The organism is Nitrospira sp. ND1, from assembly GCF_900170025.1.
Lineage (GTDB): Bacteria > Nitrospirota > Nitrospiria > Nitrospirales > Nitrospiraceae > Nitrospira_A.
The window spans coordinates 1982837-2007822 of sequence record NZ_FWEX01000006.1; the positions used below are offsets into that span (position 1 = coordinate 1982837).

Annotated in this window: 20 protein-coding genes; all 20 read left to right on the plus strand. The window is 60.1% G+C overall.

Features of this window, described 5'->3' with window-relative positions; genetic code table 11:
* Positions 1-126 precede the first annotated feature (126 nt).
* The 20 genes from pyk to NSND_RS14210 all read left to right on the plus strand — a co-directional run bounded on the left by pyk (position 127) and on the right by NSND_RS14210 (position 24979).
* Positions 127-1578, plus strand: coding sequence for a pyruvate kinase (pyk, locus tag NSND_RS14115; protein ID WP_080879612.1), 1452 nt, complete (start codon positions 127-129; stop codon positions 1576-1578).
* A gap of 4 nt (positions 1579-1582) precedes the next feature.
* Complete coding sequence (locus NSND_RS14120) at positions 1583-2146, plus strand: hypothetical protein (protein ID WP_080879613.1); 564 nt, start codon at positions 1583-1585, stop codon at positions 2144-2146.
* Positions 2143-2793 carry an HAD family hydrolase gene (locus tag NSND_RS14125; RefSeq protein ID WP_080879614.1) on the plus strand — a complete coding sequence of 217 codons (651 nt, stop codon included), beginning with the start codon at positions 2143-2145 and terminating at the stop codon, positions 2791-2793. The genes NSND_RS14120 and NSND_RS14125 overlap by 4 nt, the downstream gene beginning before the upstream one ends.
* Positions 2790-4361, plus strand: a complete 1572-nt coding sequence (locus tag NSND_RS14130) for a M16 family metallopeptidase (protein ID WP_080879615.1) — start codon at positions 2790-2792, stop codon at positions 4359-4361. Before NSND_RS14125 ends, NSND_RS14130 begins: the two co-directional genes overlap by 4 nt.
* A gap of 56 nt (positions 4362-4417) precedes the next feature.
* A complete protein-coding gene (locus NSND_RS14135; RefSeq protein ID WP_159450793.1) occupies positions 4418-5866 on the plus strand; it encodes a M16 family metallopeptidase in 1449 nt (482 codons plus the stop codon).
* A gap of 33 nt (positions 5867-5899) precedes the next feature.
* Complete coding sequence (locus NSND_RS14140; protein WP_080879617.1) at positions 5900-6736, plus strand: MBL fold metallo-hydrolase; 837 nt, start codon at positions 5900-5902, stop codon at positions 6734-6736.
* Positions 6737-6955: 219 nt separating this feature from the next.
* Positions 6956-7915 carry a site-2 protease family protein gene (locus NSND_RS14145; protein WP_080879618.1) on the plus strand — a complete coding sequence of 320 codons (960 nt, stop codon included), beginning with the start codon at positions 6956-6958 and terminating at the stop codon, positions 7913-7915.
* 66 nt (positions 7916-7981) lie between these two features.
* Positions 7982-8647, plus strand: a complete 666-nt coding sequence (locus NSND_RS14150) for a hypothetical protein (RefSeq protein WP_200810537.1) — start codon at positions 7982-7984, stop codon at positions 8645-8647.
* A gap of 62 nt (positions 8648-8709) precedes the next feature.
* Entirely contained in the window at positions 8710-9192 is a 483-nt protein-coding gene (locus NSND_RS14155; protein ID WP_080879620.1) for an Lcl C-terminal domain-containing protein, read from the plus strand.
* Between the two features lie 255 nt (positions 9193-9447).
* Positions 9448-11472 (plus strand): hydrogenase 4 subunit B, encoded by a 2025-nt coding sequence (gene hyfB / locus NSND_RS14160; RefSeq protein WP_080879621.1) that lies wholly within the window; start codon positions 9448-9450, stop codon positions 11470-11472.
* 64 nt (positions 11473-11536) lie between these two features.
* The gene (locus tag NSND_RS14165; protein WP_080879622.1) at positions 11537-12493 is read left to right on the plus strand and encodes a respiratory chain complex I subunit 1 family protein; all 957 of its coding nucleotides are present in this window, start codon (positions 11537-11539) and stop codon (positions 12491-12493) included.
* Between the two features lie 4 nt (positions 12494-12497).
* Positions 12498-13163: a hydrogenase gene (locus NSND_RS14170; protein ID WP_013250746.1), complete on the plus strand. Its 666-nt coding sequence runs from the start codon at positions 12498-12500 to the stop codon at positions 13161-13163.
* A gap of 37 nt (positions 13164-13200) precedes the next feature.
* Positions 13201-14733, plus strand: a complete 1533-nt coding sequence (locus NSND_RS14175) for a hydrogenase 4 subunit F (protein ID WP_080879623.1) — start codon at positions 13201-13203, stop codon at positions 14731-14733.
* 4 nt (positions 14734-14737) lie between these two features.
* Positions 14738-16330, plus strand: a complete 1593-nt coding sequence (locus NSND_RS14180; protein WP_080879624.1) for a hydrogenase large subunit — start codon at positions 14738-14740, stop codon at positions 16328-16330.
* A 52-nt stretch (positions 16331-16382) separates the two neighbouring features.
* Positions 16383-16904 (plus strand): NADH-quinone oxidoreductase subunit B family protein, encoded by a 522-nt coding sequence (locus NSND_RS14185; RefSeq protein ID WP_080879625.1) that lies wholly within the window; start codon positions 16383-16385, stop codon positions 16902-16904.
* Between the two features lie 659 nt (positions 16905-17563).
* A complete protein-coding gene (gene kdpF / locus NSND_RS14190; protein ID WP_143833560.1) occupies positions 17564-17653 on the plus strand; it encodes a K(+)-transporting ATPase subunit F in 90 nt (29 codons plus the stop codon).
* On the plus strand, positions 17653-19458 hold the full coding sequence (gene kdpA, locus NSND_RS14195; protein ID WP_080879627.1) for a potassium-transporting ATPase subunit KdpA: 1806 nt from the start codon (positions 17653-17655) through the stop codon (positions 19456-19458). The genes kdpF and kdpA overlap by 1 nt, the downstream gene beginning before the upstream one ends.
* 5 nt (positions 19459-19463) lie before the next feature.
* Entirely contained in the window at positions 19464-21593 is a 2130-nt protein-coding gene (gene kdpB, locus NSND_RS14200) for a potassium-transporting ATPase subunit KdpB (protein ID WP_080879628.1), read from the plus strand.
* A 10-nt stretch (positions 21594-21603) separates the two neighbouring features.
* Complete coding sequence (gene kdpC, locus NSND_RS14205) at positions 21604-22185, plus strand: potassium-transporting ATPase subunit KdpC (RefSeq protein ID WP_080879629.1); 582 nt, start codon at positions 21604-21606, stop codon at positions 22183-22185.
* An 85-nt stretch (positions 22186-22270) separates the two neighbouring features.
* Positions 22271-24979: a sensor histidine kinase gene (locus NSND_RS14210; protein ID WP_080879630.1), complete on the plus strand. Its 2709-nt coding sequence runs from the start codon at positions 22271-22273 to the stop codon at positions 24977-24979.
* Positions 24980-24986 lie beyond the last annotated feature (7 nt).

Consider the following 24986-nt stretch of genomic DNA (forward strand, 5'->3'; position numbering starts at 1 on the left):
TTGCGGCATGGTGACGGGTTTGTTAGAATGACCCGTTGCCGACCGAATCACGGATGCATCGAGCCTCACCGTTCACGTACAAGATGGTGTGCCGGGCCAATCTTGTCAAGGCAGAAGAACAGCGCCATGCGAAAAGCGAAAATCGTCTGCACCATCGGTCCGGCGAGCGATGGCGCCGTCGTGCTCGACCAGCTCATTCGAAGCGGCATGGATGCGGCCCGTTTGAATTTTTCCCACGGCACGCACGACTCGCATGGGCGGGCGATCAAGACGATTCGCGACACGGCCGATCGTCACGGGGTGGCGATTGCGATCATTCAGGATCTGCAGGGACCGCGCATTCGCGTCGGCGAAATCGACGGCGTGCTGGAGCTCATCGCCGGTCGGCGAGTTCGGCTGAGGACGATGTTCTTACGATCCGGCGGGCAGATCGGTGCCAGGACGGTGATCGCCGCGGGTACGGTGCAGGATATCCCTGTCACCTATCAGGCGCTGACCAGGGACATTCGGCCCGGGGCCAAAATACTGATCGACGATGGACTGGTGGAATTGACGGCGGATCGAATCGTCGATGGTGCGGTAGAGTGTACCGTGGTGGCAGGCGGACGTGTGACGTCTCATAAGGGGATGAATCTGCCCGGCACGGTCGTGAGCGCTCCGACCCTGACGGAGAAAGACCGGGAAGATTTGCGTTTCGGCGTGGCGCAGGGCGTGGACTATATCGCGTTATCCTTTGTCCGTGGAGCGCAGGACATCATGGCCGCCAAGGAATTGATTGCCGAATGCGGCGGCGACGTGCCGGTGATCGCCAAGATCGAGCGGCAGGAGGCCGTCACGGACCTGGAGGCCATTCTCGTTCACGCCGACGGGGTCATGGTGGCGCGCGGAGATTTGGGCGTTGAGCTCGGCCCGGAAGCCGTGCCGGTGCTGCAGAAGCGCATCATCGCGACGGCGAATCGCCAACGACGGCTGGTGATTACCGCGACGCAGATGCTCGAGTCCATGACACAACATTTGCGGCCGACCAGGGCGGAAGCGTCGGATGTGGCCAATGCCGTGTTCGATGGCACCGATGCCGTGATGCTCTCCGCGGAAACGGCCGTCGGCCATTACCCGGTGGAAGTCGTGCAGGTGATGGATCGGATCATACGGGCGGCCGAAGTCGAAACGGGGCCCTGTTTTGTCCGTCGCTCGCAGGGCGAGCAGGGACAGGATTCTATTCCGGAGGCCATCTCGCTCTCGGCCTACTCGGCTGCCGCGACGATCGGCGCGAGTGCGATTGTCGCCTTCAGTGAACGGGGAACGACGGCCCGGCTGGTCTCCAAGCAACGTCCGGTTGCGCCGATTATCGGGTTGACGCCGTTCGAGACGGTCCGCCGGCAGATGGCGTTGTATTGGGGGGTGCTTCCCCACACCGTGCCACAGATTCCGACGACCGATGAGCGGGTCAACGAGGCTGAGCGGCGCTTGAAGGCCGAGGGTTTGGCACGGAGCGGACAACGCATCGTCATTTTGTCCGGCACCAGAATCGGGCAACCGGGCGGGACGAATCTAATGAAATTGCATGAGGTGGCTTAGTCGCATGAACAGTCCACGACGCAGCGTGCTCATCACGTTCATAGCGGCGGTTCTTCTGTTGCCGGCCTCTGTGACTCCGGGCCTGGCTCAAACCAATGCGGTGTCGCATTCTCCGGCGAAGGTGGTGGAGAAATACTTTTCCCTCGACAACAAGGGGGTGCGGCTCGATGCCGGTTCCTTCGAGGCGGTGGCGGGCCTCGTGGATTGGAAGGAAGAGCCGGCCTGGGGCAAAGTCATCGTCATCAAAGGCTTTTCGGTGCCGGATGATTTTCGCCAGTGGGAGATTGTGAACAGGTTGGAGGTATTGGTGCCGGTGGAGTTTCATGTGCTGGGCGTCATGTACTTGGATACGGCCGGCTTCGTACCGGAACCGGGCACGGAGCAGGTGCGTGTCCGCGTGAAGGTGCAGGGGGCACGATGGAAAATCATGGAGCCGATTCTCCCGCCCCATGTCGGCCAGAAGCGGATGCTGAATGTGGTCCGGCAGGCCATGCTGGAAGAGAAGGACGGAGTGCGCCATGAGTCGTTGGCGGCCTTGCAGGCCGAGTTGCGAAAGGCACGAGAATGACGAAGAAGGCTGAAATCGATTTGCTGATTTTCGACCTCGACGGCACCTTGATCGAGTCGAAATGGGATATCGCCGACAGCGTCAATTTGACGTTGCGCGATCTGGGTGTGCCGGAGCGCCCGCAGGAAGAAATTTTCGGATTCGTCGGCGACGGCGTGAAGAAGCTCTTGCGGCTGGCGGTCGGCGAAGGCAACAAGGACTTGTACGATGAAGCGCTTCGGGTCTTTCGCGGACATTATCTGGAACATTGCCTGGATCGCACCTCGTTTTATCCGGGGATCGACCAGGTCCTCACCCATTTCTCCGCCAAGCCCAAGGCCGTGGCGACCAATAAGGCGATCGAATATACCCACGTGATTTTGAAGGGCCTCGGCCCGCAACACTTTGTCTATGTGGTCGGCGGCGACAACGGGTTCGGTCTCAAGCCAGAGCCCGGCATGCTGGTGCATGTGATGGAACAACTCGGAGTCGAGAAGGACCGTACGGTGCTGGTCGGCGACAGCACCAACGACATCAACGGCGGTCACAATGCAGGCATCCGGGTCTGTGCGGTGGGGTATGGCATGGGCAACCGCCAGAAGATGGCCGCCTGTCAGCCCGATTGGTTTATTGAACGACCGGAGGAACTGATGGAGCTTTTCATATGATGAGCATCACAGGGGCGAGAACAATGGGTGCGCTTATCCTGGCCGGATTGCTTGCGGCAGCCGTGCCGGGTCAGGCCGGGTCCCCGAGCCTGGCCGACCGGGTCATCGAGCACAAGCTTGCCAACGGGATGACCGTCTTGATGGTGGAACGGCATCAGGCCCCGATCGTCAGCGTCAACATGACGTTCGGAGTCGGCGGTGTGAATGAGCAGGTCGGCCAGACCGGCCTGGCGCATCTGTACGAACATATGGCGTTCAAGGGCACCCGGACGGTCGGCACGCGGGATTACGAGCGGGAGCAAGCCGTCTTGGACGATTTGGCTATGGTCGGGACCGAGCTTGACCGGCGGGAACGTGAAGAGGCGGCCCGCGCGCAAATGGAGGGCAAGACCCCGGTTCCCTCCGAGGCGGTCCAGCAACTACAGCGGCGCTTCAAAGAGTTGCAGGAGAAGGCGGGGGAGTATGTGGTGGGCAACGAGATGGCGCTGCTCTATCAGCGCCACGGCGGCGTGGGTCTCAATGCTTCGACCGGCAAAGACATCACCCGCTACGTCATCAGTTTGCCGGCCAACCGGCTGCCGCTCTGGGCGGCGCTGGAGTCGGACCGCATGGCGCATCCCGTCCTGCGAGAATTTTATAAGGAGCGGGGCGTGGTCATGGAGGAGCGGCGGCTCCGGACCGACGACAGTCCGAACGGCCTGCTCTATGAAACGTTCACCTCCACCGCGTTCCAGGCGCATCAATACGGTGTGCCGACCATCGGCTGGGGATCGGACATCCTGTCCCTCACGCCGGCGGCGACAGAGGCTTTCTTCAAGACCTATTACGGACCGAACAACGCGACGGTGGCGATTGTCGGGGACATCAATCCGAAAGAAGTCATTGCGTTGATCGAGCAGACCTTCGGGAAAATTCCGGCCGCGCCTCCCGTTCCATCCCTGGTGACGGAGGAACCTCCGCAACGGGGTGAGCGACGCGTCGAAATCGAATTCGATGCCGAGCCCGCGTTGGCGATCGGCTACCACAAGCCCACCATCGGCCATCCCGACGATTTCGTATTCGACGTGATCGACGAAGTGTTGACCGAAGGCGTGACCTCCCGGCTTTACAGCACACTCGTGCGCGATAAGCGGCTGGCGGCTTCGGTATTGTCCGATACGAATTATCCCGGCGTCCGCGCCCCGAACCTCTTCGTGATCGCGGCGACCCCGCTCGCGCCCCATAGCGTGACGGAAGTGGAAACCGCGATTTACGAGGAGCTCGACCGGTTGAAGACCGAGCCGATTTCGGCCAAGGAGTTCGAGCGGGTGCTCAATGGACTCGATGCGGATCTGGTGCGATCCCTGCGTTCGAACAGCGGCCTCGCCTCGCAGTTGGCCTTTTATCAGACTGTGGCCGGTACCTGGCGGTATGTGCTGAACGCGCGTGACCGGATCGCGGCGGTGACCCCGGCCGATGTGCAGCGGGTGGCTGCCCAGTATTTGACGAAGCCGAACCGGACGGTCGGTGTCCTGGTCAAGAAGGCGCAAGACAAGAAAATGGCGGCTGCGGGTGAGGTGGCCCGATGACCTGCGTGATTCGTGAAGCGTCTCTCGTGAAACGTGAAGATGGCGGAGGACGTCGAATGAGAACAGACAGAGGATGGGTGTCGGTCCTGGCGATGGTCTTCATGATCGTCCTGCAGGCGACGGTAGGATTGGCGGCGGACCTGACGTCGAATGATCCTCGCACGATGCGGTTCCCGACGGTGGAATTTAATCCGCCGGATGCGGAGCGTGTGGTGCTGGAAAACGGCATGGTGGTCTATCTGCTCGAAGATCACGAACTCCCGCTGGTGACGATCAATGTCACGCTGAGAACCGGGAGCTGGCTGGATCCGGCGGACAAGGTTGGACTGGCCGGTATGACCGGGGCGGTGATGCGCACGGGCGGCTCGACCGGAATGTCGCCCGATGAGGTCGATGAAGAGCTCGAACAATTAGCCGCTTCGATGTCCATCGGATTTGCGAAAGAATCCGGTTCGGCGTCTCTCGATGTGCTGAAGAAAGATCTGAAGCGCGGGTTGCAGATCTTCGCCGATCTGTTGCGTCGGCCGGCGTTCGAGCAGGGCCGGGTGGAGTTAGCGAAATTGCAGGCGTTGGAAGGCATCAGGCGGCGGCAGGACAGTCCCGGCTCGATCGTCGGGCGGGAGTTTGCCAAGCTGCTCTACGGCCCGACCCATCCGAGTGCCCGTGAAACCTCCGTTCGTTCGATCGATGCGATCACCCGTGAAGATCTGGTGGCGTTTCATCAACGGACCGTTCATCCCAACGGCATCATCCTCGGCGTGACCGGCGACTTCGAGAAGGCCGACATGGTGGCCCTGTTGCGCGCCGCCTTCGGCGATTGGGCCAAGGGCGACGTGCCCGCCGTCACGATTCCCGCTGTGTCCGAGACCGATGCCAAGACCGGTCTCGTACGGTTCGTGAACAAGGACACGTCGCAAACGCACCTGCGGGTGGGACATCTGACCATCAAGGAGACCGATCCAGACTACGTCGCGGTCGCGATCGCCAACGACATTCTGGGCGGCAGTTCGTTCCGCAGCCGGCTCTTCAACGACGTGCGCACGAAACGCGGCCTGGCCTATTCCGTCGGCAGCGGTCTGCGGGCCAGTGTGTACGATGAAGGTGTCTGGCTGATGCGCGCCGAAACGAAGCTGTCTTCGACTCAGGAGGTGGTGAATCGTTTCGTGGCCAACATGGAGCGGATGCGCAATGAGCCGGTGACCGACACCGAACTGGAAGAAGCGAAGGAAGCCTATGTGAACTCGTTCGTGTTTTCCTTCACCAGCGCGTCGAGCATTGTGGGGCGTTTGATGGATCTTGAATATGACGGGCTGCCGAAAGATTGGCTGCAGCAGATTCGCGACAGGGTGGTGAAGCTGACGAAGGAGGATATTCAGCGGGCGGCGAAGGCCCATTTTAATCCCGAGCGGCTGCGGATTCTGGCCGTCGGGTCCGGTGAGGCCCTGTCGAAAGTGCTGGCCAGTTTCGGTGAGGTGAAGGAAATTACGCTGGTCCCGGAAAGTTAAACGCGTTCGTGGGTTCTTAGGCCGGAGACTCCTATGCCTCTTGAAGACGAACTCGGCGATATTCTGAAGAAGGCTCGCAACGGTCAGCAGCGGTCGATGGCTGATGTGGCGCGTGCGAGTGGCTTGTCTGAAGTCGAAGTGAGTGAGCTGGAACGGGGGCAATCGCCACGGAGTCGCGAACAGGTCCAGGCTGTTGCCCGGGCGCTTGGACTGAGAACGGAACCGCTGACACAGGTGGTGGACGGTTGGACTCCTGAGGCCTTGCCTTCCTCGGTGCCACATGTGGAGACCGTGTTTGGGTCGATCGGCGGGTATGAGGTCAAGGGCTACGTCGTTCATGATCGCGGAGAAGCCGTCGTCGTCGATACGGCCTACAATGCGAGCGGGATGTTGGCGCTGTTGGCCCAGCGGAAGCTTCGGTTGCGGGCCATCTGTCTGACGCACGGTCACTCCGATCATGCCGAGGGCATTGAGGCAATCCTCAGGGCATACCCGGTGCCGGTCTACCTTGGCCCTGACGATTTCGATCTCTTGAGCTGGCGGCCATCGCCGCAGGTGTTGCATGTGCCGCAGGGAGGCGAGACGCTGCCGGTCGGCGGGCTGACGATCCGGTTCATGCCCACACCGGGCCATACACCGGGCGGGGTCTGTTACCGTCTTGAGCAGGCCGGTGCCCCGATCTGTTTTGTGGGGGATACGCTGTTTGCCGGCTCCATCGGCCGCTCCAATCCAGCCGGGCTCTATGAGACCCATCTGGAATCGGTCCGCAAGCAGGTGTTGACGCTGGCTCCCGACACAAGGCTTTTCCCGGGACATGGACCGGCTACTACGGTTCGTGAAGAGTTACTCCACAACCCGTTCTACTCCTAGCAGGGTGCGGAACAACTCGATTGTTGCGCAAGACGTTATGATCAACTCGTGCGTCGTGTCGGTATCAGAATCACCCGCAGGATGCGCAAAAAGGCCGTCCAGCAAGGCCGCAGCGAGCGAAGGGGCGAATCGTACTCGTGCAGTACGGTGAATCGCTTCGCGATGCGAGAACGCCGCCGGCGGTCTTTTTCCGCATCCTGCTAGGACTGGAGGCCGGGCATGAACCGTGACGACTCGTCGGAGCAGCCGCGGTCTCCGGACGAACCGATTCCCCTTTCGTCCGACGAGAGCGACGAGGACGAATGGGAGGAGGAACGTCCGCAGTTCTCTGCATGGATGCTTCCGGCGCTCCTGTTCCTGCTTACCGTCTTTACCGTCCTCTGGGCCGGGGCCTACCAAACCAACACCAATCCACTCGTCGGCCCGTGGAACTTCCTGGTCGATGATCCCGGCTCGTTATGGCGGGGGATTCCATTTGCCGCCACCCTGCTGGGCATCCTGGTGACGCATGAGCTGGGTCACTATGTGTTGTCGCGCATCCATGGCGTGCCGACATCGCTGCCGCTCTTCGTGCCGGGGTTGCCGCATTTCGTCGGCACGTTCGGCGCCATTATCCGCATGCGGGCGCCTTTGACGGATCGCCGGGCACTGTTCGATATCGGCGTGGCGGGGCCAATCGCCGGGTTTGTGGTGGCGGTGATCGCGCTGGTGGTGGGCCTTCGGCTCTCGACGGTGGTGCCGATTCAAACCAGTTATGGCATGCATCTCGGCGAGCCGCTCCTCCTTCAGTTTGCGTCGTGGGTGGTGATCGGCCCGCTCGCTCCCACCGCGGATGTGATCCTTCACCCGATTGGGTTTGCCGCCTGGTTCGGGCTCTTTATCACCTCGCTCAACCTGCTTCCGATCGGTCAGCTCGACGGGGGACATGTGGCCTATGCGTTATTAGGAGATCGGCAACGCAGCGTGGCGGTCGCCCTCGTGCCGATCCTCATGGTCTTCGGCTGGTTGGGCTGGAAGGGTTGGTTCTTGTGGGTGGGGCTTGCCGGCATGATGGGACTGGCCCATCCACCGGTGCAGAATCCCCATCGTGAACTAGGGGGAATCCGTGTACTGGTGGGTTGGATTGCCCTGGCGATCTTTGTGCTGACCTTCTCCTGGGAGCCGTTTATTTTGCGGTAGCCGATGCAGTGTCTAAAGTGCGGATGGGAACAGGGCGACGAACAGGTTGAGTGTGCTCGATGCGGAGTGACTTTCGCGAAGCTCGCCCACGCGCCACGGCCCGTTCCCGCCACCAGACCGCGCCCACCGGTTCAGGACTCAACCTGGTTCAGACTCGCCGAGGACCGGCTGCTCACGACGGAGGAGTCCGTCAATCCGTTCCACTTCGCCGGGCGGGTTCTGGCGTTTCTCGTGCTTGTCCTGTGGGGCTGGCGCTTCATGACCACGCCGCTCGAGACGAATTACACGGGCGAATCGTTGTTGCATTTGGTCAATCTACCGTTTCATGAAGCGGGCCATCTGCTCTTCATGCCCTTCGGGCGATTCATGACCATCCTCGGCGGCAGTCTGGGACAGATCCTCATGCCGCTGGTGTGTCTGGGCACCTTTCTCCTCAAGACCCGCGATCCGTTCGGTGGATCAGTCGCCCTGTGGTGGACGGCCGAAAACTTCATGGACGTCGCGCCCTACATCAACGATGCTCGCGCGATGGACCTCCTGTTGCTCGGCGGGTTCACCGGCAAGGAAGTCGATGCGCACGACTGGAACAATCTCCTCACCATGCTCGGCTGGTTGCAGTATGACCATGGTCTGGCGAAGCTGTCGTACGGCATGGGGACGGTGTTGATGCTGCTTGCGCTCGCCTGGGGCGCGATGCTCCTGCATCGACAATACCGACGACTGGACTGGTAACCGCCTTCGACTCATCTGGCTCTCCTTGAAAAGACCCGGCACATCGGGCACACTGCCGGACTATGCGTACCTTGGCGTCGCTCTGCCGCATCGCTGCTGTTCCGATCTTGCTTGGCGTCGGCCTCATGGCCGGTCAGGTCCATGCCGACGAGGGCGCGTCGCGGTTCGTCTTGATGCTGGACGGCGAAGCGGTGAAAGATTCGGCGAGCGGGCTGGTGTGGGAGCGCGAACCGGATTACCTGTTTGACGTATGGGATCGCTCGGTCGCCCGATGCCCCACGAAAACCGTCGGCGGGCAGCAGGGCTGGCGTGCCCCAAGTATCGACGAAATCAAAACGCTGGTCGATCCCGATCAGCAGGATCCTTCGTTGCCCGCGGGTCATCCATTTCGCAATATCCGGTCCGGCATCTACTGGACGGCCACACCCCACCCCAAGGACGACATCGTGGCCTGGCAGCAAAGTTTCTTCTCCGGCCAGGCCGTGACCGATCAGAAATCCGGCATGCGCCGTCTCTGGTGTGTGCTGGGAGACGCGCGCAAGTAACGCCTTGCCGACTCTTCTCACGCCCCTCCACAAGCTGTCATAGTTCTCCGCACATATTCCTACAGACGGAGTGCCCGCGAGCAGTGGCGCAGCGTTCGACTGTCGTGCGCAAGTTGCGTCGAACGACGGAAGGTGATACATGAGTAAATAAGACGACGGGTTTCTTCCGTACTTTGACAAATGCAAGAGCTGACGTATCTCTTGAGTAAGTGGTGAGCATCGCGATGCTGCGCGTGAGTCGAGGGTAGTGTCGTGATGACCGCCCTCCTGAGCGTTCTTCTCGTCTGGTACCTTCTGGGGGGGCTGCTGCCCCTCTGCACAACACGTCCCCATCTTCAGAATCTTTTTGCCCATGGCTGTGCGGCTGCCGCGGGTGTCGTCGGTATTGTGCTGGGTGTTGCGGGGCTCCTCTCAACGGCTCCTCTGACTCTCTCGCTTGCGTCCAACATTCCCCATCTGACCTTCGCAATCCGTCTGGACCCGCTGGCAGCGTTTTTTGTCCTGACCATCTCGCTGGTGGGGGTGGCGGCGTCCATCTACGCGTCCGGCTACGTCGAGGAGTTTTCGGGCCGGGTCTCGGTAGGATTGTTGGGCTCCCTCCTCAACGGGTTTTTGCTCTCCATGACCCTGGTGGTCCTGGCCGACAACGGGTTCTTCTTCCTGATCCTCTGGGAAGTCATGTCCCTGCTGTCCTATGTGCTGGTTGTGACGGAGCACGAGAAGCCCGGCGTCCGCGAGGCCGGGTTGTTCTATCTCATCATGACGCACGTCGGCACCGCGTTCATCATCCTCACGTTGTTGATCTTTTCCCAGGAAACCGGTTCATTCTCCTTCGAGGCGTTTCGCCACCCCGACCAGCAACTTCCTGAGGGCTTGCGATCGATCGCGTTCTTCACGGCCTTGATCGGATTCGGCGCGAAGGCCGGCATCGTCCCGCTACATGTGTGGCTGCCCTACGCGCATCCCGCCGCCCCGTCCCACATCTCGGCCCTGATGTCGGGGGTCATGATCAAGACCGCCATCTACGGGTTGATCCGGGTGTACTTCGATTTCATGGGCGGGGTATTCCCCTGGTGGTGGGGCTTCACGTTGTTGGTCGCCGGTACGGTGTCGGCGCTCCTGGGTGTCATGTATGCCTTGATGGAACATGACCTGAAGGGCCTGCTGGCGTTTCATAGTGTGGAAAACATCGGCATCATTCTGCTGGGAATCGGCGCAGGGATGATCTTCCACACCTATGGCTTGCATGAACTGGCTGCCCTCGGATTGCTGGCGGGCCTGTACCACACTATTAACCACGCGGCGTTCAAGGCGCTGTTGTTTCTGGGCGCCGGAGCGTTGCAGTTCTCCACCCATACGAGACACATCGAGGAGTACGGCGGCTTGCTCCGGCGCATGCCCTGGACGGGCGCCTTTTTCCTGATCGGCGCCGTCTCCATTGCCGCGCTTCCGCCCACCAACGGTTTCGTCAGCGAGTGGCTGGTCTTTCAGAGTTTGTTTCTCAGCTTCCAACTGCCGACCCTGTTTCTCAAGTTGATGTTGCCGATTGCCGCCGCGATGTTGGCTTTGACGGGCGCGCTGGCGCTGGCTTGTTTTGCGAAGGCTTTCGGGATGTCGTTTCTGGCGCAGCCGCGCAGCGCCCATGCCCGCCATGCGACGGAAGTCCCCTGGTCGATGCGGGTTGGGATGGGCTTTTTAGCAGGGCTCTGCATTGTGCTGGGGCTGGCGCCCATGCTGGTCGTTCCGTTGCTGGATCGGGTCACGGTTCCATTGACCGGTGCGGCCATCAGTTCACAGGTGCTGGCGCTCGACGGCTGGGTGGTGGCGCCGGTGACGGTGGAGTTTTCGAGCATCTCGACGCCGGTGCTCGCCATGCTCTTGGTCGGGGCGGGGGCGTTGGGGTTGCTGATTGCCCGACTCTGCGGGAAGGGGCTGCGCGCGCGCTATTACAAGACCTGGGGCTGCGGGCTGAATCTGACGCCTCGCATGGAATACACCGCGACCGGCTTCGCGCAACCGATCAAGCAGGTCTTCGAAACCATCTACCAGCCGACGGTGAAGCTGGAACAGGAGTTTCTGGAGCAATCGAAGTACTTCATCAAACATCAGCGTTTCGAGTCGCACATTGAACCGGTCTTCGAGAAATACCTCTATTGGCCGGTGGTGACATTGCTGCTGGCGACAGCCGACCGGCTGCGCATCATTCAGGCCGGCAGTCTCCATCTGTATCTCACCTACATTTTCGTGACGCTGGTGCTGTTGTTGTTATGGGCGGGGTAGGGAGAGCCGGCGGGATGTGTGTATGTGTCGTGCCCGGTCGTTCGATCATTGAGTGACGGGAGCTATGCAGTCGATCATCCACATCGTACTGGTCGTCGTTCAGCTTGCGCTGTTGTTGACCCTCTCTCCGTTTGTCGTCGGCCTGATCCGAAAGGTCAAGGCACGTCTACAGTGCCGCCGCGGGGCGAGTCTCTTTCAGCCCTACGCCGATCTGGCCAAGCTGTTCCGGAAGCAGCCCGTCATCTCTTCGACGACCTCCTGGATTTTTACCGCGGCGCCGTACATTGTCTTTGCCTCGACCGTAGCGGCGGGGTTGTTGATGCCGGTATTCGTCTCTCACACACCGCTCAATTTTGCCGGGAACATCATTGCGCTCGTCTATCTGCTGGCGTTGGGGACGTTCTTTCTGATCCTGGCGGGGCTCGATGCAGGATCGGCGTTCGGAGGGATGGGCAGCAGCCGCGAGGCGATTGTCGCGACGCTGGCCGAGCCGGCCATGATGTTGTCTATCCTTTCCATTGCGCTGACCGCCGGCTCCACGAATTTGAGCACCATCGTGCATCAGTCCGCGTTGATGGAAGGGGTCGTCGTGGCCCCACCTGCGCATTTGATGGCGCTGGCCGCTCTGTTCATCGTGACGCTGGCGGAAACCGGCCGTGTCCCGGTGGACAATCCTGCGACGCACCTGGAATTGACGATGATCCACGAGGCCATGCTGCTCGAGTACTCCGGGCGGTACCTGGCGTTGATGGAATGGGCGGCCGGGATCAAGTTGCTGGTGTTCATGACCTTGATCGTGAATGTCTTTGCACCCTGGGGTATCGCCACGAGTCTGGCGCCGTCAGCCATCGCCGTCGGTCTCCTGGTGTATCTCGGAAAGGTGGCTGCGCTGGCTCTTGTGATCGGTGTGATCGAATCGATGTTCGCGAAGCTGCGATTGTTCCGGGTGCCCGAAATGCTGGGCGCGGCGTTCATTCTGTCGCTGCTCGCGCTGGTCTTCTTCTATACGTTGAAAGGGTAATGCGGTGCCGGCTTCCACCCAATTGGGCTCTCAACTCGTCGATCTCTGCTCGGTCCTGCTGCTGCTCTGTTGTTTTGCCATCGTGGCGCAGCGTCGATTGTCGGCCTGTGTGGATCTGTTTGCGCTGCAGTCCGCGTTTCTGGCGGCGACTGCCGCGCTCGTTGCGTTTCTGACCGGACATAAGCACATTTATTTCGCGGCGGCCCTGACGATCGTCATCAAAGTGATCGTGCTGCCTCGCATTCTCCGGAAGGTCATCGAGCGTCTGAATGTCTCCCGTGAGCTGGGGATGAACATCAACATTCCGGCGGGCCTGCTGATCTGCGGCGCGTTGGTGATCATCGCCTTCTTTATCACGCAGCCCATCATTCCGCTCGGCTACCTGCTGACGCGCGATTCTCTGGCCATTGCGCTGGCCATTATTCTGATCGGATTTTTCACCATGATTGCCCGGCAGAAGGCGATCACGCAGATGGTCGGCTTTCTAGTCATGGAGAACGGAGTGTTCCTGGGAGCCACGGCGGCCGCGTACGGCATGCCGCTTATCGTTGAATTGGGCGTCTTCTTCGATGTGTTGGTGGCCGGGTTGATTGTCGGCATTTACACGCATCGGCTGCAGGATACGTTCGATAGCGTAGACACCAGCACGCTGACGGTGCTGAAGGAATGAGTCGGTCGATGACGCATGGCCGGCGAGTAGGTGCTGTATGTGGTCGGTGATCGTCCTGCTGACGGGGCCGGTACTCGCCGGTCTGCTCAGCCTGGTAATCCACCGCGCCCGGGTCCTGCACGTCGTGAACTTTTCGACGATGCTGGCGTTGGCCGTTGCCGAGACGGCGCTGACGAGGCAGATGCTGGCCGAGGGATCGGTGACGACATTGGGCGGCTTTGTCTACGTGGATGCGCTCTCGGACTTTATTCTGGTGATCATCACGGCCATCGGCTTGTCCTGTTCGCTCTACATGTGGTCCTACATGGACGATCGGGTCGCCCGGGGCATCATCGCGCCGAAGCGTCTCGGTCACTTCTTTTTTCTCTTCCATATGTTCCTGTTTGCGATGGTCGCCGCGACGGTAGCGAACAGCCTCGGCGTGCAGTGGGTGGCGTTGGAGGGGACCACCCTCGCGACGACCTTCTTGATCGCATTTTTCCGCAGGCGGGAATCCCTCGAAGCCGGTTGGAAATATCTGATCCTCTGTTCGGTGGGCATCGCCCTCGCGCTCTTCGGCGTGGTGCTCACCTATTACTCCTCTGTGCGGGTCCTTGGCGATGCGAGCTCGGCGCTCAATATGACCGCGCTGATCGGCGTGGCCAACCAATTGGACCCCAATGTGCTCAAGCTGGCGTTTATTTTCATGCTCGTCGGTTATGGCACGAAAGTGGGCCTGGTTCCCATGCATACCTGGTTGCCCGATGCCTACAGCGAAGCGCCGGCGCCGATTGCGGCGATGTTGGCCGGGGTGTTGGAGACGGTGGCGGTCTATACCGTGTTGCGCAGCAAGGCGCTGGTGGACCAGGCGCTTCCTCCGGAGTTCACCGGCAATCTGCTGCTCACCTTCGGGCTGCTCTCGTTCATCGTGGCCTCTCTATTCATCCTGATTCAGCACAACTACAAGCGGCTGTTTGCCTATTCGAGTATCGAACATATGGGGCTGGCGATGATCGGCTTCGGAGTCGGCGGGATGATCGGCACCTTCGGCGGCCTCTTTCACTTGCTCAATCACGCCGTGGCCAAAGCGCTGGCCTTTTTTGTCGCGGGCAATATCCATCGGCGATTCGACACTCTGGAAATCGACGGGGTGCGAGGGCTGGCGCGTGCGCAGCCGATTACCGCCGTGGCGATTCTGGTGGCCGGTTGTGCCCTGGTCGGGTTGCCGCCCTTTTCACCCTTTGCCAGTGAACTGCTGATCGTCTCGGCGGTGGCTGCGCAGGATTTTGCCTCCGATACGATGCATGTCGGACGGTTTGTGACGATGACGATCTCGGATGAGATGCGCAGCCTCGGCATCGTCGCGCTGTTTCTGTTTTTTGCCGTGGTGTTGTTCGGCGGGTTTATGTTTCGCGTCGGGGCCATGGTGTGGGGCACTCCCCCGGCCGGTATCGCTCAGGGAGAGTCGTGGACCGCCGGCCATGTGTCGCTGATGATCATGATCGTCGCGTTGTTGGGGCTTGGATTCGTTCTTCCTGATCCGATTCAGACGCTGCTGACCAGGGCCGTCAACGTGATTGTGGTGAGGTGACCGTATGATCGACGCACGTCCGGCGGTCGAGCAGATGCAAGCGGCATTTCCGCAGGCCCTGATCGAGGTGTGCGCCGTGCACGGCATCCCGATGCTCAGGCTGAAGAAGCAAGATCTGCCGACGGTCGCCCATTTTCTGCACACGAATCCGAATCTGCGAGGATCGCTGTCGCTGCTCTGGGCGGTCGATCATCGCCCTCGCGAAGCGCGCTACGAACTCTGCTATCTCTTCACGTTGGCGGAACGCAAAGACTGGCTGCTGCTCGCGGCGGATCTCCATGGCGATGAGCGTGAATTTCCATCGATCACTCCTCACCTTCATGCGGCGAAATGGTACGAGCGGGAGATCCGGGATCTGTTCGGACTGATTCCGGTCGGCCATCCCGATCTGCGTCGACTCGTTCGTCATGAACATTGGCCGAAGGGGTCCCACCCGCTGAAAAAAGATTTTCCCTGGGATCGGGTGTTAGGACGGGTGCAAGGGGAGTATGCTTTCCGGAAAATTCACGGTGAGGGGGTCTTCGAGGTTCCCGTCGGTCCCATCCATGCGGGCATCATTGAACCGGGCCATTTCCGATTTTCGGTGGCCGGCGAGCCCATCATGCAGCTCGAAGTGCGCCATTTCTGGAAACATCGCGGCGTTGAGAAATTGTTTGAGCAGCAGCGGTTGACCGAAGCGGTACCGTTGTCCGAACGAGTCTCCGGCGATACGAGCGTCGGCCATAGCCTGGCCTATTGCCAGGCCGTCGAGACCTTGCAGGGCGTGGAGGTCTCGCCCCGTGCCCGATATCTGCGCACGCTGTTTCTGGAGTTGGAGCGGTTGCACAACCACATCGGCGATGTGGGGGCCATCTGCAATGACACAGCCTATGCCCTGGCCCATGCCCACTGCGGCCGGATGAAAGAGCAGCTCATGCAGCTCAACGATCGCCTGACCGGGTCGCGGTTTCTGCGTGGCGTCAATTGCGTCGGCGGCGTGGCGCTCGATCTATCCGGCCTGCAGCTCGCGCAGGTGGAGGTGGAGCTGAATGCCCTTGAGGATGATTTTTCGGCCATTGAAAAGATTGTGTTTGCGAACGCGTCGCTCACGGAACGGCTGGAGAACACCGGCATCCTTACGGAAGGGATCGCCTGGGATCATGCGGTGATTGGTGTGGTAGGCCGGGCCTCCGGTATCGATCGAGATCTGCGTCGCGATCGGCCCTTTGCCGCGTACGACGTGCTGCAGCCGAAGGTCGCCCTCTACCGCTATGGTGATGTGCGCGCCAGGATGCGGGTGCGCCTGGATGAGATCCATGAGTCGATCCGTCTCATTCGCGAGGTCCGCCGCGGTCTCCCACTGGGCCGGCTCGTGACCCGGCCGATGCACGAAGCACAGCCGGGTGTATGGGCGCTGTCGGCGGTCGAAGGATGGCGAGGCGAGATTCTGTATGTCGTCATGGCCGGGGACGCAGGTCGGATTCACCGCTGCAAAGTGCGCGATCCGTCCTTTGTGAATTGGCCGGCAATCCAATGGGCGGCGCTCGGCAATATCGTGCCGGACTTTCCGTTGATCAATAAGAGTTTCAATTTATCTTACGCTGGGAACGATCTCTAGCAATGGTCGATTAAATTACTGACTCGCTGATTACGTTCCCGAGGGAAGAGCCATGTTTCGAATCCTCAAAAAAAGTCTTCAGACCGGTGTCGTCACGGGGCACCATCCTGCTGGAGCCGCACCTTCGGAGCCGGTCAGCCAGGACGCCATCGAAAAGGCCAAGCCGTTCCGGCGCTCGATGACGATCCGTGAAGTCGATACGGGTTCCTGTAACGCCTGCGAGATGGAAATGAATGCGCTGGCCAATCCGGTCTATGACGTGGAGCGGTTCGGGGTTCATATTGCGGCGTCCCCCCGCCATGCCGATGCCCTGGTCGTGACGGGGCCGGTGACCGTCAATATGGAGCGTGCGTTGAAAGATGTCTACAAGGCGACAGCCGATCCTAAGATCGTCATCGCGTTAGGAGACTGTGCGGTGAATTGCGGCCTGTTCAAGGGAAGTTATGCGGTGACGGGGCCGGTGGATCGGCATATCCCCGTCGATGTGCGTATCTCCGGTTGCCCCCCACGCCCGGCCGAGATCCTGGCGGTGCTGGGAGCGTTACGTAAAAATAAGGCGGATTCAGATCAGTAGCGCCCGGAGACAGTCACGCCTCTCCCGTTCATCCAACACATCTTTTCGACCTGCTCAATAGACGGTCACACGTTCGCCTACATCCCTTCTTCAGCGCCGCCCTCGCGAGTGGATGTGTTTCGACTCTTCCGTCATCTGAAGCGATCCGCCCCAATTGCGTGAACAGCTGTCCGGGAAGATCTTTTCAGGAAATCCATTTTCTTAGCCTTTTTACACCGTTTTTACTTTCTGCGCGTTACCTTGAGTATGGAGTGGAAGAGAAGAGGCGTGAAGAGATGTGGCCGGTTGGCGACCGCTTGGATAGGTGTTTCGGGCGAAGCGCGCCACACTAAGTTTTACGTCCCGGTAAGGAGCATGTACATGGACCTCATCTACCTGACGATCGCCGCGGTATTTTTTCTGTTGTCCGGCTGGCTCATCTCGGCGTTGGACCGTCTCTAACAGCCTACGGAAAAACTTTGTTGTCACACGTGAAATTCATTGCTCCGGAGAGGCAGTCTAATAGAACAGCATCACCGCAGGATGCTCAAAAAGGCTGTCCAGCAAGGCCCCAGCGAATGAAGGTCCGAGGCGTACCCTTGGGGTACGTTGAGGGTCTGAATGATGCGAGAACGAAGCTGGCGGGCTTTCTCGGAATCCTGCTCTAGGGGGGTGTGGTCATGAATGCGATGTACGCGCTCGGTGCAGTGTTGTCACTGGGGTTGTTGGCGTACCTCATGATCGCGCTGCTGAAGGCGGAGTGGTTCTGATGACTGTCAACGGGTTGGCTCAAATCGGACTCTTCTTTTTCGTCCTGGTAGCGTTGGTCAAGCCGCTGGGTTGGTACATGGCACGCGTCTATACGGGCCAAGCCTGCGGAATGGACCGGGTGATGGGACCCTTCGAACGCCTGATTTATCGTGTCTGCGGCGTGCGTGCAACCGAGGAGATGGATTGGAAGACCTATGCCGTGGCCATGTTGTTGTTCAATGTCACGGGGTTGGTCGCGCTCTATGCGTTGCAGCGACTGCAGGGATATCTGCCGCTGAACCCGGCTGGTTTCGGGGCGGTGGCTCCCGACCTCGCCTTCAACACCGCTTCGAGCTTCATCACGAATACGAACTGGCAGGCCTATGCCGGTGAGTCGACGCTCAGTTCTCTCACGCAAATGCTCGGCCTGACGGTCCAAAACTTCGTCTCTGCCGCCACGGGCATGGCCATCCTGGTCGCCCTCATTCGCGGGTTAACCGCTCAAACGGCAGCCACCATCGGCAATTTCTGGGTCGATCTGACCCGCAGCACGCTGTACATCTTACTACCGCTGTCAGCCGTTCTCGCGCTGCTTCTCGTCTCGCAAGGGACGGTCCAGACCTTCGGGTCTTCTCATCACACCACGCTTCTTCAGTCCGTGACCTATGAGAAGCCGATAGTCGATGCCGCAGGGCAGCCGGTGTTGGACGAGAAGGGCGCTGCCAGGACCGAATCAACAGCAGGGACTGAACAAACCTTGGCCGTCGGTCCGGTTGCGTCACAAGTGGCCATCAAGCACCTCGGAACAAACGGTGGCGGATTTTTTAATGCCAATGCCGCTCATCCCTATGAAAACCCGACGCCGCTGACCGATTTCATGCTGATCCTGGCTGAAACCGTGATTGCCGCTGCTCTGACCTACACGTTCGGAACAATGGTTGGCGACACCAGGCAGGGCTGGGCGATTCTCGCTGCGATGCTGAGCGTGCTGGCCCTCTTCGTTCTGGTGGCCTACTGGGCGGAGTCGGCAGGAAATCCGCGCCTGGCTATGCTGGGCGTCGAGCAGACCGCCGGGAGTGCGCAATCCGGCGGCAACATGGAAGGGAAGGAAGTTCGTTTCGGGGTCGCCCGTTCGGCGCTCTTTGCCACCGTGACGACGGCCACATCCACCGGAGCGGTGAATGCCATGCACGATTCATTCACGCCACTTGGCGGGTTGGTGCCGCTGTTCATGATGCAATTCGGCGAAGTGATTTTGGGAGGGGTCGGCTCTGGCCTCTACGGCATGCTGGTCTTCGCGATCATCGCGGTGTTCATTGCCGGCCTGATGGTAGGCCGGACCCCGGAGTATCTGGGGAAAAAGATCGAAACGTATGAAATGAAGATGGCATCCCTGCTGATCCTCATCATGCCCATCATCGTCCTCGGGTTCACGGCAGTGGCGGTCGTGACGGAGTCCGGCACGTCGTCCATTCTCAATCCCGGCGCGCATGGTTTCAGCGAAATTCTCTATGCCTATACGTCTCAGGGTAACAACAACGGCAGCGCCTTCGGGGGATTGAACGCCAATACGCCGTTCTACAACCTGACCGGTGCTCTGGCGATGCTGGTCTCCAGATTTTTGTTGGCGATCCCGACACTGGCACTCGCCGGATCGCTGGCGCGTAAAACGATCGTGCCGGCCGGCCCGGGTACGCTTCCGACTCACCGGCCGCTCTTTGTGGGATTGCTGGTCGGGGTGGTGATCATGTTCGGTGCCCTGACCTTCGTTCCGGCCCTGGCGTTGGGGCCGGTGGCGGAACATCTACTGATGGTTGCCCGTTAGCCCGAATGAGCGGAGGGAGTCACGTGACGACATCGACGAAAGCCAGACCGCTCTTCGATCCGCCGCTTGTTCGCCAGGCCATGCTGGATGCGCTGCGAAAGCTCGATCCTCGCGTTCAGGTCCGCAATCCGGTCATGTTCGTCGTCTTCGTGGGGAGCCTCTTCACGTCGCTCCTGTTCCTCCAGGCATTGTTCGGGACAGGGGAGGCGCCGACCTGGTTCATCCTCGCCATCTCGCTGTGGCTCTGGTTCACCGTGCTCTTCGCCAACTTTTCCGAAGCGATCGCCGAAGGGAGAGGCAAGGCTCAAGCCGATTCTCTCCGGAGGGCTCGGACAGAATTGACTGCCAAGCGATTTGGAAAACCGACTTCCGGAGAAGACTATCTGGCGGTGCCCGCCGCCATCGGCAAACCCGGCGAGGTCTATTGCCTCGTTCCGGCCAGTTTTCTCAAAAAAGGCGACATCGTACTGGTGGAGGCGGGCGATGACATTCCCAGCGATGGAGATGTGATCGAGGGGATTGCATCCGTCAACGAAAGTGCGATTACAGGCGAGAGCGCGCCGGTGATTCGTGAGTCCGGTGACCGGAGCGCCGTCACCGGCGGCACGCGGGTGCTGTCCGATTGGCTCGTGGTGCGGATCACCGCCAGCGCCGGTGAAACCTTCCTCGACCGAATGATCGCCATGGTTGAGGGCGCCAGGCGCCAGAAGACACCGAATGAAATCGCACTCACTATTCTGTTGTCAGCTCTCACCGTCGTCTTCTTGCTGGCGACCGTGACCGTGCTGCCGTTTTCTCTCTACTCCGCGCATGCCATGGGAGAGGGGGTGCCCATCACGGTGACGGTCCTGGTGGCCCTGCTGGTCTGCCTCATACCGACGACGATCGGCGCGCTCTTATCCGCGATCGGCATCGCGGGTATGGACCGCATGATCCAGGCGAACGTGATCGCCATGTCGGGGAAAGCCGTCGAAGCGGCCGGTGATGTGGATGTGCTGCTCCTCGACAAAACGGGGACGATTACGCTGGGGAACCGGCAAGCCACCGCATTTATTTCAGCCGAAGGAGTGCAGGAAAGATCTGTCGCCGATGCGGCCCAATTGGCATCCCTTGCGGATGAAACGCCTGAGGGCCGTAGCATCGTGATTCTGGCGAAGGAGCGCTATGGACTCAGAGGGCGCGACATCCATGCGATGGGGGCCACCTTCCTGCCGTTCACGGCGCACACGCGAATGAGCGGCGTCGACTTTGACGGTCGACAGATCAGGAAGGGTGCGGCGGAAGCCATTGAAGACTACGTGACCCAACTCGGGGGGGCGTTTCCGCCGGCCGTGCGAAATGCGGTCGAGACGATTGCCACGCAAGGTGGCACTCCTCTGGTCGTGGCCGAAGGCAAGTCGGTACTTGGGGTGATCCATTTGAAAGACGTGGTCAAGGGGGGCATCAAGGAACGGTTTGCCGAATTGCGCCGCATGGGCATCAAAACGATGATGATTACGGGCGACAACCAAAAAACGGCTGCCGCGATCGCCGCAGAGGCCGGCGTGGACGATTTTCTCGCACAGGCCACTCCCGAAGCGAAATTGAAACTCATCCGTGATCTTCAGGCAGGAGGCCGACTCGTGGCCATGACGGGCGACGGCACCAATGACGCGCCGGCGTTGGCGCAGGCGGATGTGGCCGTGGCCATGAATACCGGCACCCAGGCCGCCAAAGAAGCGGGCAATCTCGTCGATCTGGACTCCAATCCCACCAAATTGATCGAGATCGTCGAAATCGGCAAACAGCTACTCATGACGCGCGGCGCGCTCACGACCTTCAGTATCGCTAACGATATCGCGAAGTATTTTGCGATCATTCCGGCGGCGTTTGCCGGCACCTATCCGGCCCTGGGCGCGTTGAATGTCATGGGACTGGCGACGCCGGAAAGCGCCGTACTGTCGGCCGTGATTTTCAACGCCCTGGTCATCATCGCGCTGATTCCGCTCGCGCTTCGGGGAGTCAAGTTCCGGCCGATCGAAGCCTCCTTGCTGCTGCGCCGCAATGTGCTGGTGTACGGACTGGGAGGGATCGTTGCCCCGTTCATTGGAATAAAGCTGATAGACCTGGTCCTGGTCGCCCTGGGATTGGTCTGAGGAGATCACAATGGTCGTTCAACTTCGATCCGCGCTGATGATGTTTTTCATTCTGACGATCCTGACCGGCGTGGCCTATCCGCTGGCCGTGACAGCAATCGCGCAGCTGCTGTTCCCCCATCAGGCCAATGGGAGTCTGATCTCTAAAGACGGCAAGCCGATCGGTTCTACGCTGATCGGCCAACCCTTCGACGATCCCAAGTATTTCTGGGGACGCCCTTCCGCGACCGCTCCCTTCCCCTACAATGCGGCGGCCTCATCCGGTTCGAATCTGGGCCCTACCAATCCCGCGCTGATAGAGACGGTCAAAATGAGGGTGGCTGCGTTGAAAGCCGCGGATCCCGGCAATGACACACCGGTTCCGGTCGATCTCGTGACCGCCTCAGGTAGCGGTCTCGACCCACATATCAGCCCCGCTTCGGCCGAATACCAAGTACGCCGGGTTGCTCGTGCACGGGGGAGGGAGGAAGCATTCGTCCGGACGTTGGTGAGTCAGCATACCGAAGGACGTCAGCTGGGGATGCTTGGTGAACGCCGGGTCAATGTGCTGGCGTTGAACCTTGCATTGGATGCGACCGACCCTCCTCGTTGACGCTTTTACGTCTGTCTTTTAGAATTCGCTCTGCCAATCTTGTGTCATCTCGCATCCATCATCAGATTCCTTTGTCAGGAGTGCCATGGAGAACCAGCGTCCGGACCCCGATGCCTTGCTGAGGCGCGTGCAGGCTGAAGAGGCCGAACAGGTGCGCGGCAAGTTGAAGGTGTTTTTCGGCGCGACTGCAGGGGTTGGGAAGACCTATGCCATGTTGCAAGCGGCACATGAGCAGCAACGCGACGGCATCGATGTGATGATCGGGTGGGTTGAGACTCACGGCCGGGCCGAAACGGAAGCCCTGGTTCAGGGGTTGCCGGTTCTTCCATCCCGGGAAGTGGTATATGGAGGCTCCAGGCTCCGTGATTTCGATCTGGACGCAGCCCTGTCGCGCCGGCCGCAGCTTTTGCTAATGGATGAACTGGCGCATACGAATGCCCCTGGGTCCAGGCATCCCAAGCGGTGGCAGGATGTGAGGGAACTCCTGCAGGCCGGTATCCACGTCTATACTACCGTCAACGTGCAGCATATCGAAGGCCTCAATGACGCCGTGGCCCAAATTACCGGTATTCGCGTGAGCGAAACCGTGCCGGATTCCATTCTCGAACAAGCTGACGACGTCGAATTGGTGGATCTTCCCCCGGACGATCTCCTGCAACGGCTCAAGGACGGCAAGGTCTATCTGCCGGACCAGGCGCAGCATGCCATCAAACACTTCTTTCGGAAAGGCAACTTGATCGCGTTGCGTGAGATGGCTCTGCGTCGGACGGCTGAGCGAGTCGATCAACAAATGGAAGTGTATCGCCGGGACCATGCGGTCGTCGGCACCTGGCCGGCAGCGGAAACCATCCTGGTCTGCGTGAATCTAAAATCCCGCGGGCCGATGTTGGTTCGCGCGGCCAGAAAGATGGCTACGGGCCTCCATGCCAGGTGGATCGCGGTCTATGTGGAAACGTCCATACATCTGCGGTTGACTGAGCAGGAGCGGAGCCAAGGTGTCGACACCCTGCGGTTGGCCGAGCGTATGGGCGCAGAGACAGTGACGTTGACCGGGGATGACGTGAGTGCGCAGCTGTTGGCGTATGCCCGGAGCCGCAATGTCACTAAAATCATTGTCGGAAAACCATTGCGCTCGCGCTGGAAGGAATGGCTGTTCGGTTCGGTGGTGGACGACCTCGTTCGCGGGAGCGGAGATATCGATATCTACGTCATGACCGGTGAAGCGGGGACCGGTCAACCTCTCGTGACCGGATTACTTCAACGGACCAGTGAGCGCCGGAACTACGGCTACGCCTCGGCGTTGGTGATGGCCTGCACGGCGCTGAGTGGGGTGATGGCTCCATACTTCGGGCAGGCCAATCTGATTATGGTGTATCTGTTCGGGGTGGTGGTCATTGCCACCAGATGGGGACGAGGTCCTTCGGCGCTGGCGTCATTGATGAGCGTCGCGGCCTTCGATTTCTTTTTCATTCCCCCTTACTATTCATTCGCCGTTTCCGATGTGCAATATCTGCTGACATTTGCGGTCATGCTCGTGGTCGCGCTGCTGACCAGCGGGCTTGCGTCTCACAAGAGCCGGCAGGCCGAGTCGGCCTTGATTCGTGAACAACGAACTGCCGCGCTCTACGCCATGAGTAGAGAATTGATCACTCAGCGTGAAGTGAACAAGCTGGCTTCTGTCGCGTCCCGTCATATCCACGACGTGTTCCATTGCCAGGTGGCGGTGTTTCTGCCCGATCGAGACGGGCGGGTGCATCTCCATCGAGGCGATGCGCTCCACTTTGACCTCGATCCGAAAGAAGCCGGCATCTCGCAATGGGTCTTCGACCATAAAGAATCTGCTGGTCATGGCACGAATACCCTTTCCGGATCGGATTCGCTCTATCTGCCATTGTTAGGATCTCATGGGGCGGTTGGTGTCCTGGCGGTGCGATCGTCGCGACCCGCCGAATTACTGGCTCCGGAGCAGCTACATCTTCTCGAGACCTTTGCGAATCAGATGGCGTTGGCGTTGGAACGTGCGCGCCTGGCGGAAGAAACACAAGAAGCCCACGTGCAGACTGAAACGGAGCGCATGCGAAACGCTGTGCTGAGCTCAGTGTCCCATGATCTCAGGACGCCGCTTGCCACGATTGTCGGAGCGAGCAGCGCGATACTGAACACGACCCGGCCCCTGTCGATTGAGAGTCAACACGAACTGGTCCGGTCCATCAGCGATGAGGCTGGTCGTCTGGATCGGTTGCTGAAGAACCTTCTCGATATGACCAAATTGGAGGCGGGTGCCATGCAGCTGCGAAAGGAATGGCATGCGCTGGAGGAAGTGGTCGGTACGGCGTTGGCTCGAGTGAAATCGCGCATCGCTACACATCCGGTGTCGACAACGTTCCCGGACAGTCTCCCTCTGGTGCTCGTGGATGGCGTCTTGATCGAACAAGTGCTGATCAATTTATTGGAAAATGCTGCGAAATATTCTCCTCCGGCCTCCCCCATCGATGTGACGGCCTCGGTGAAGGAAGGGATGATCGTGACGGAAGTCGCGGATCGAGGGCCCGGTATTCCGCGAGGGGAAGAGCGGAGGATCTTCGAAAAGTTTTATCAACTCCATCCCGATCGGGAAGGTGGCGTCGGGCTGGGACTGACGATTTGCCGAGGGATTATCGAATCCCATGGCGGGCGCATTTGGGTGGAAGCCCGCTCCGGCGGCGGATCGAGCTTCTGCTTCACGCTTCCGACAGAGCACAATCAGCCGACGGTCGAACCGGAACAGAACGGGCATGACCGCGCAGTCACCTAGGATCTGT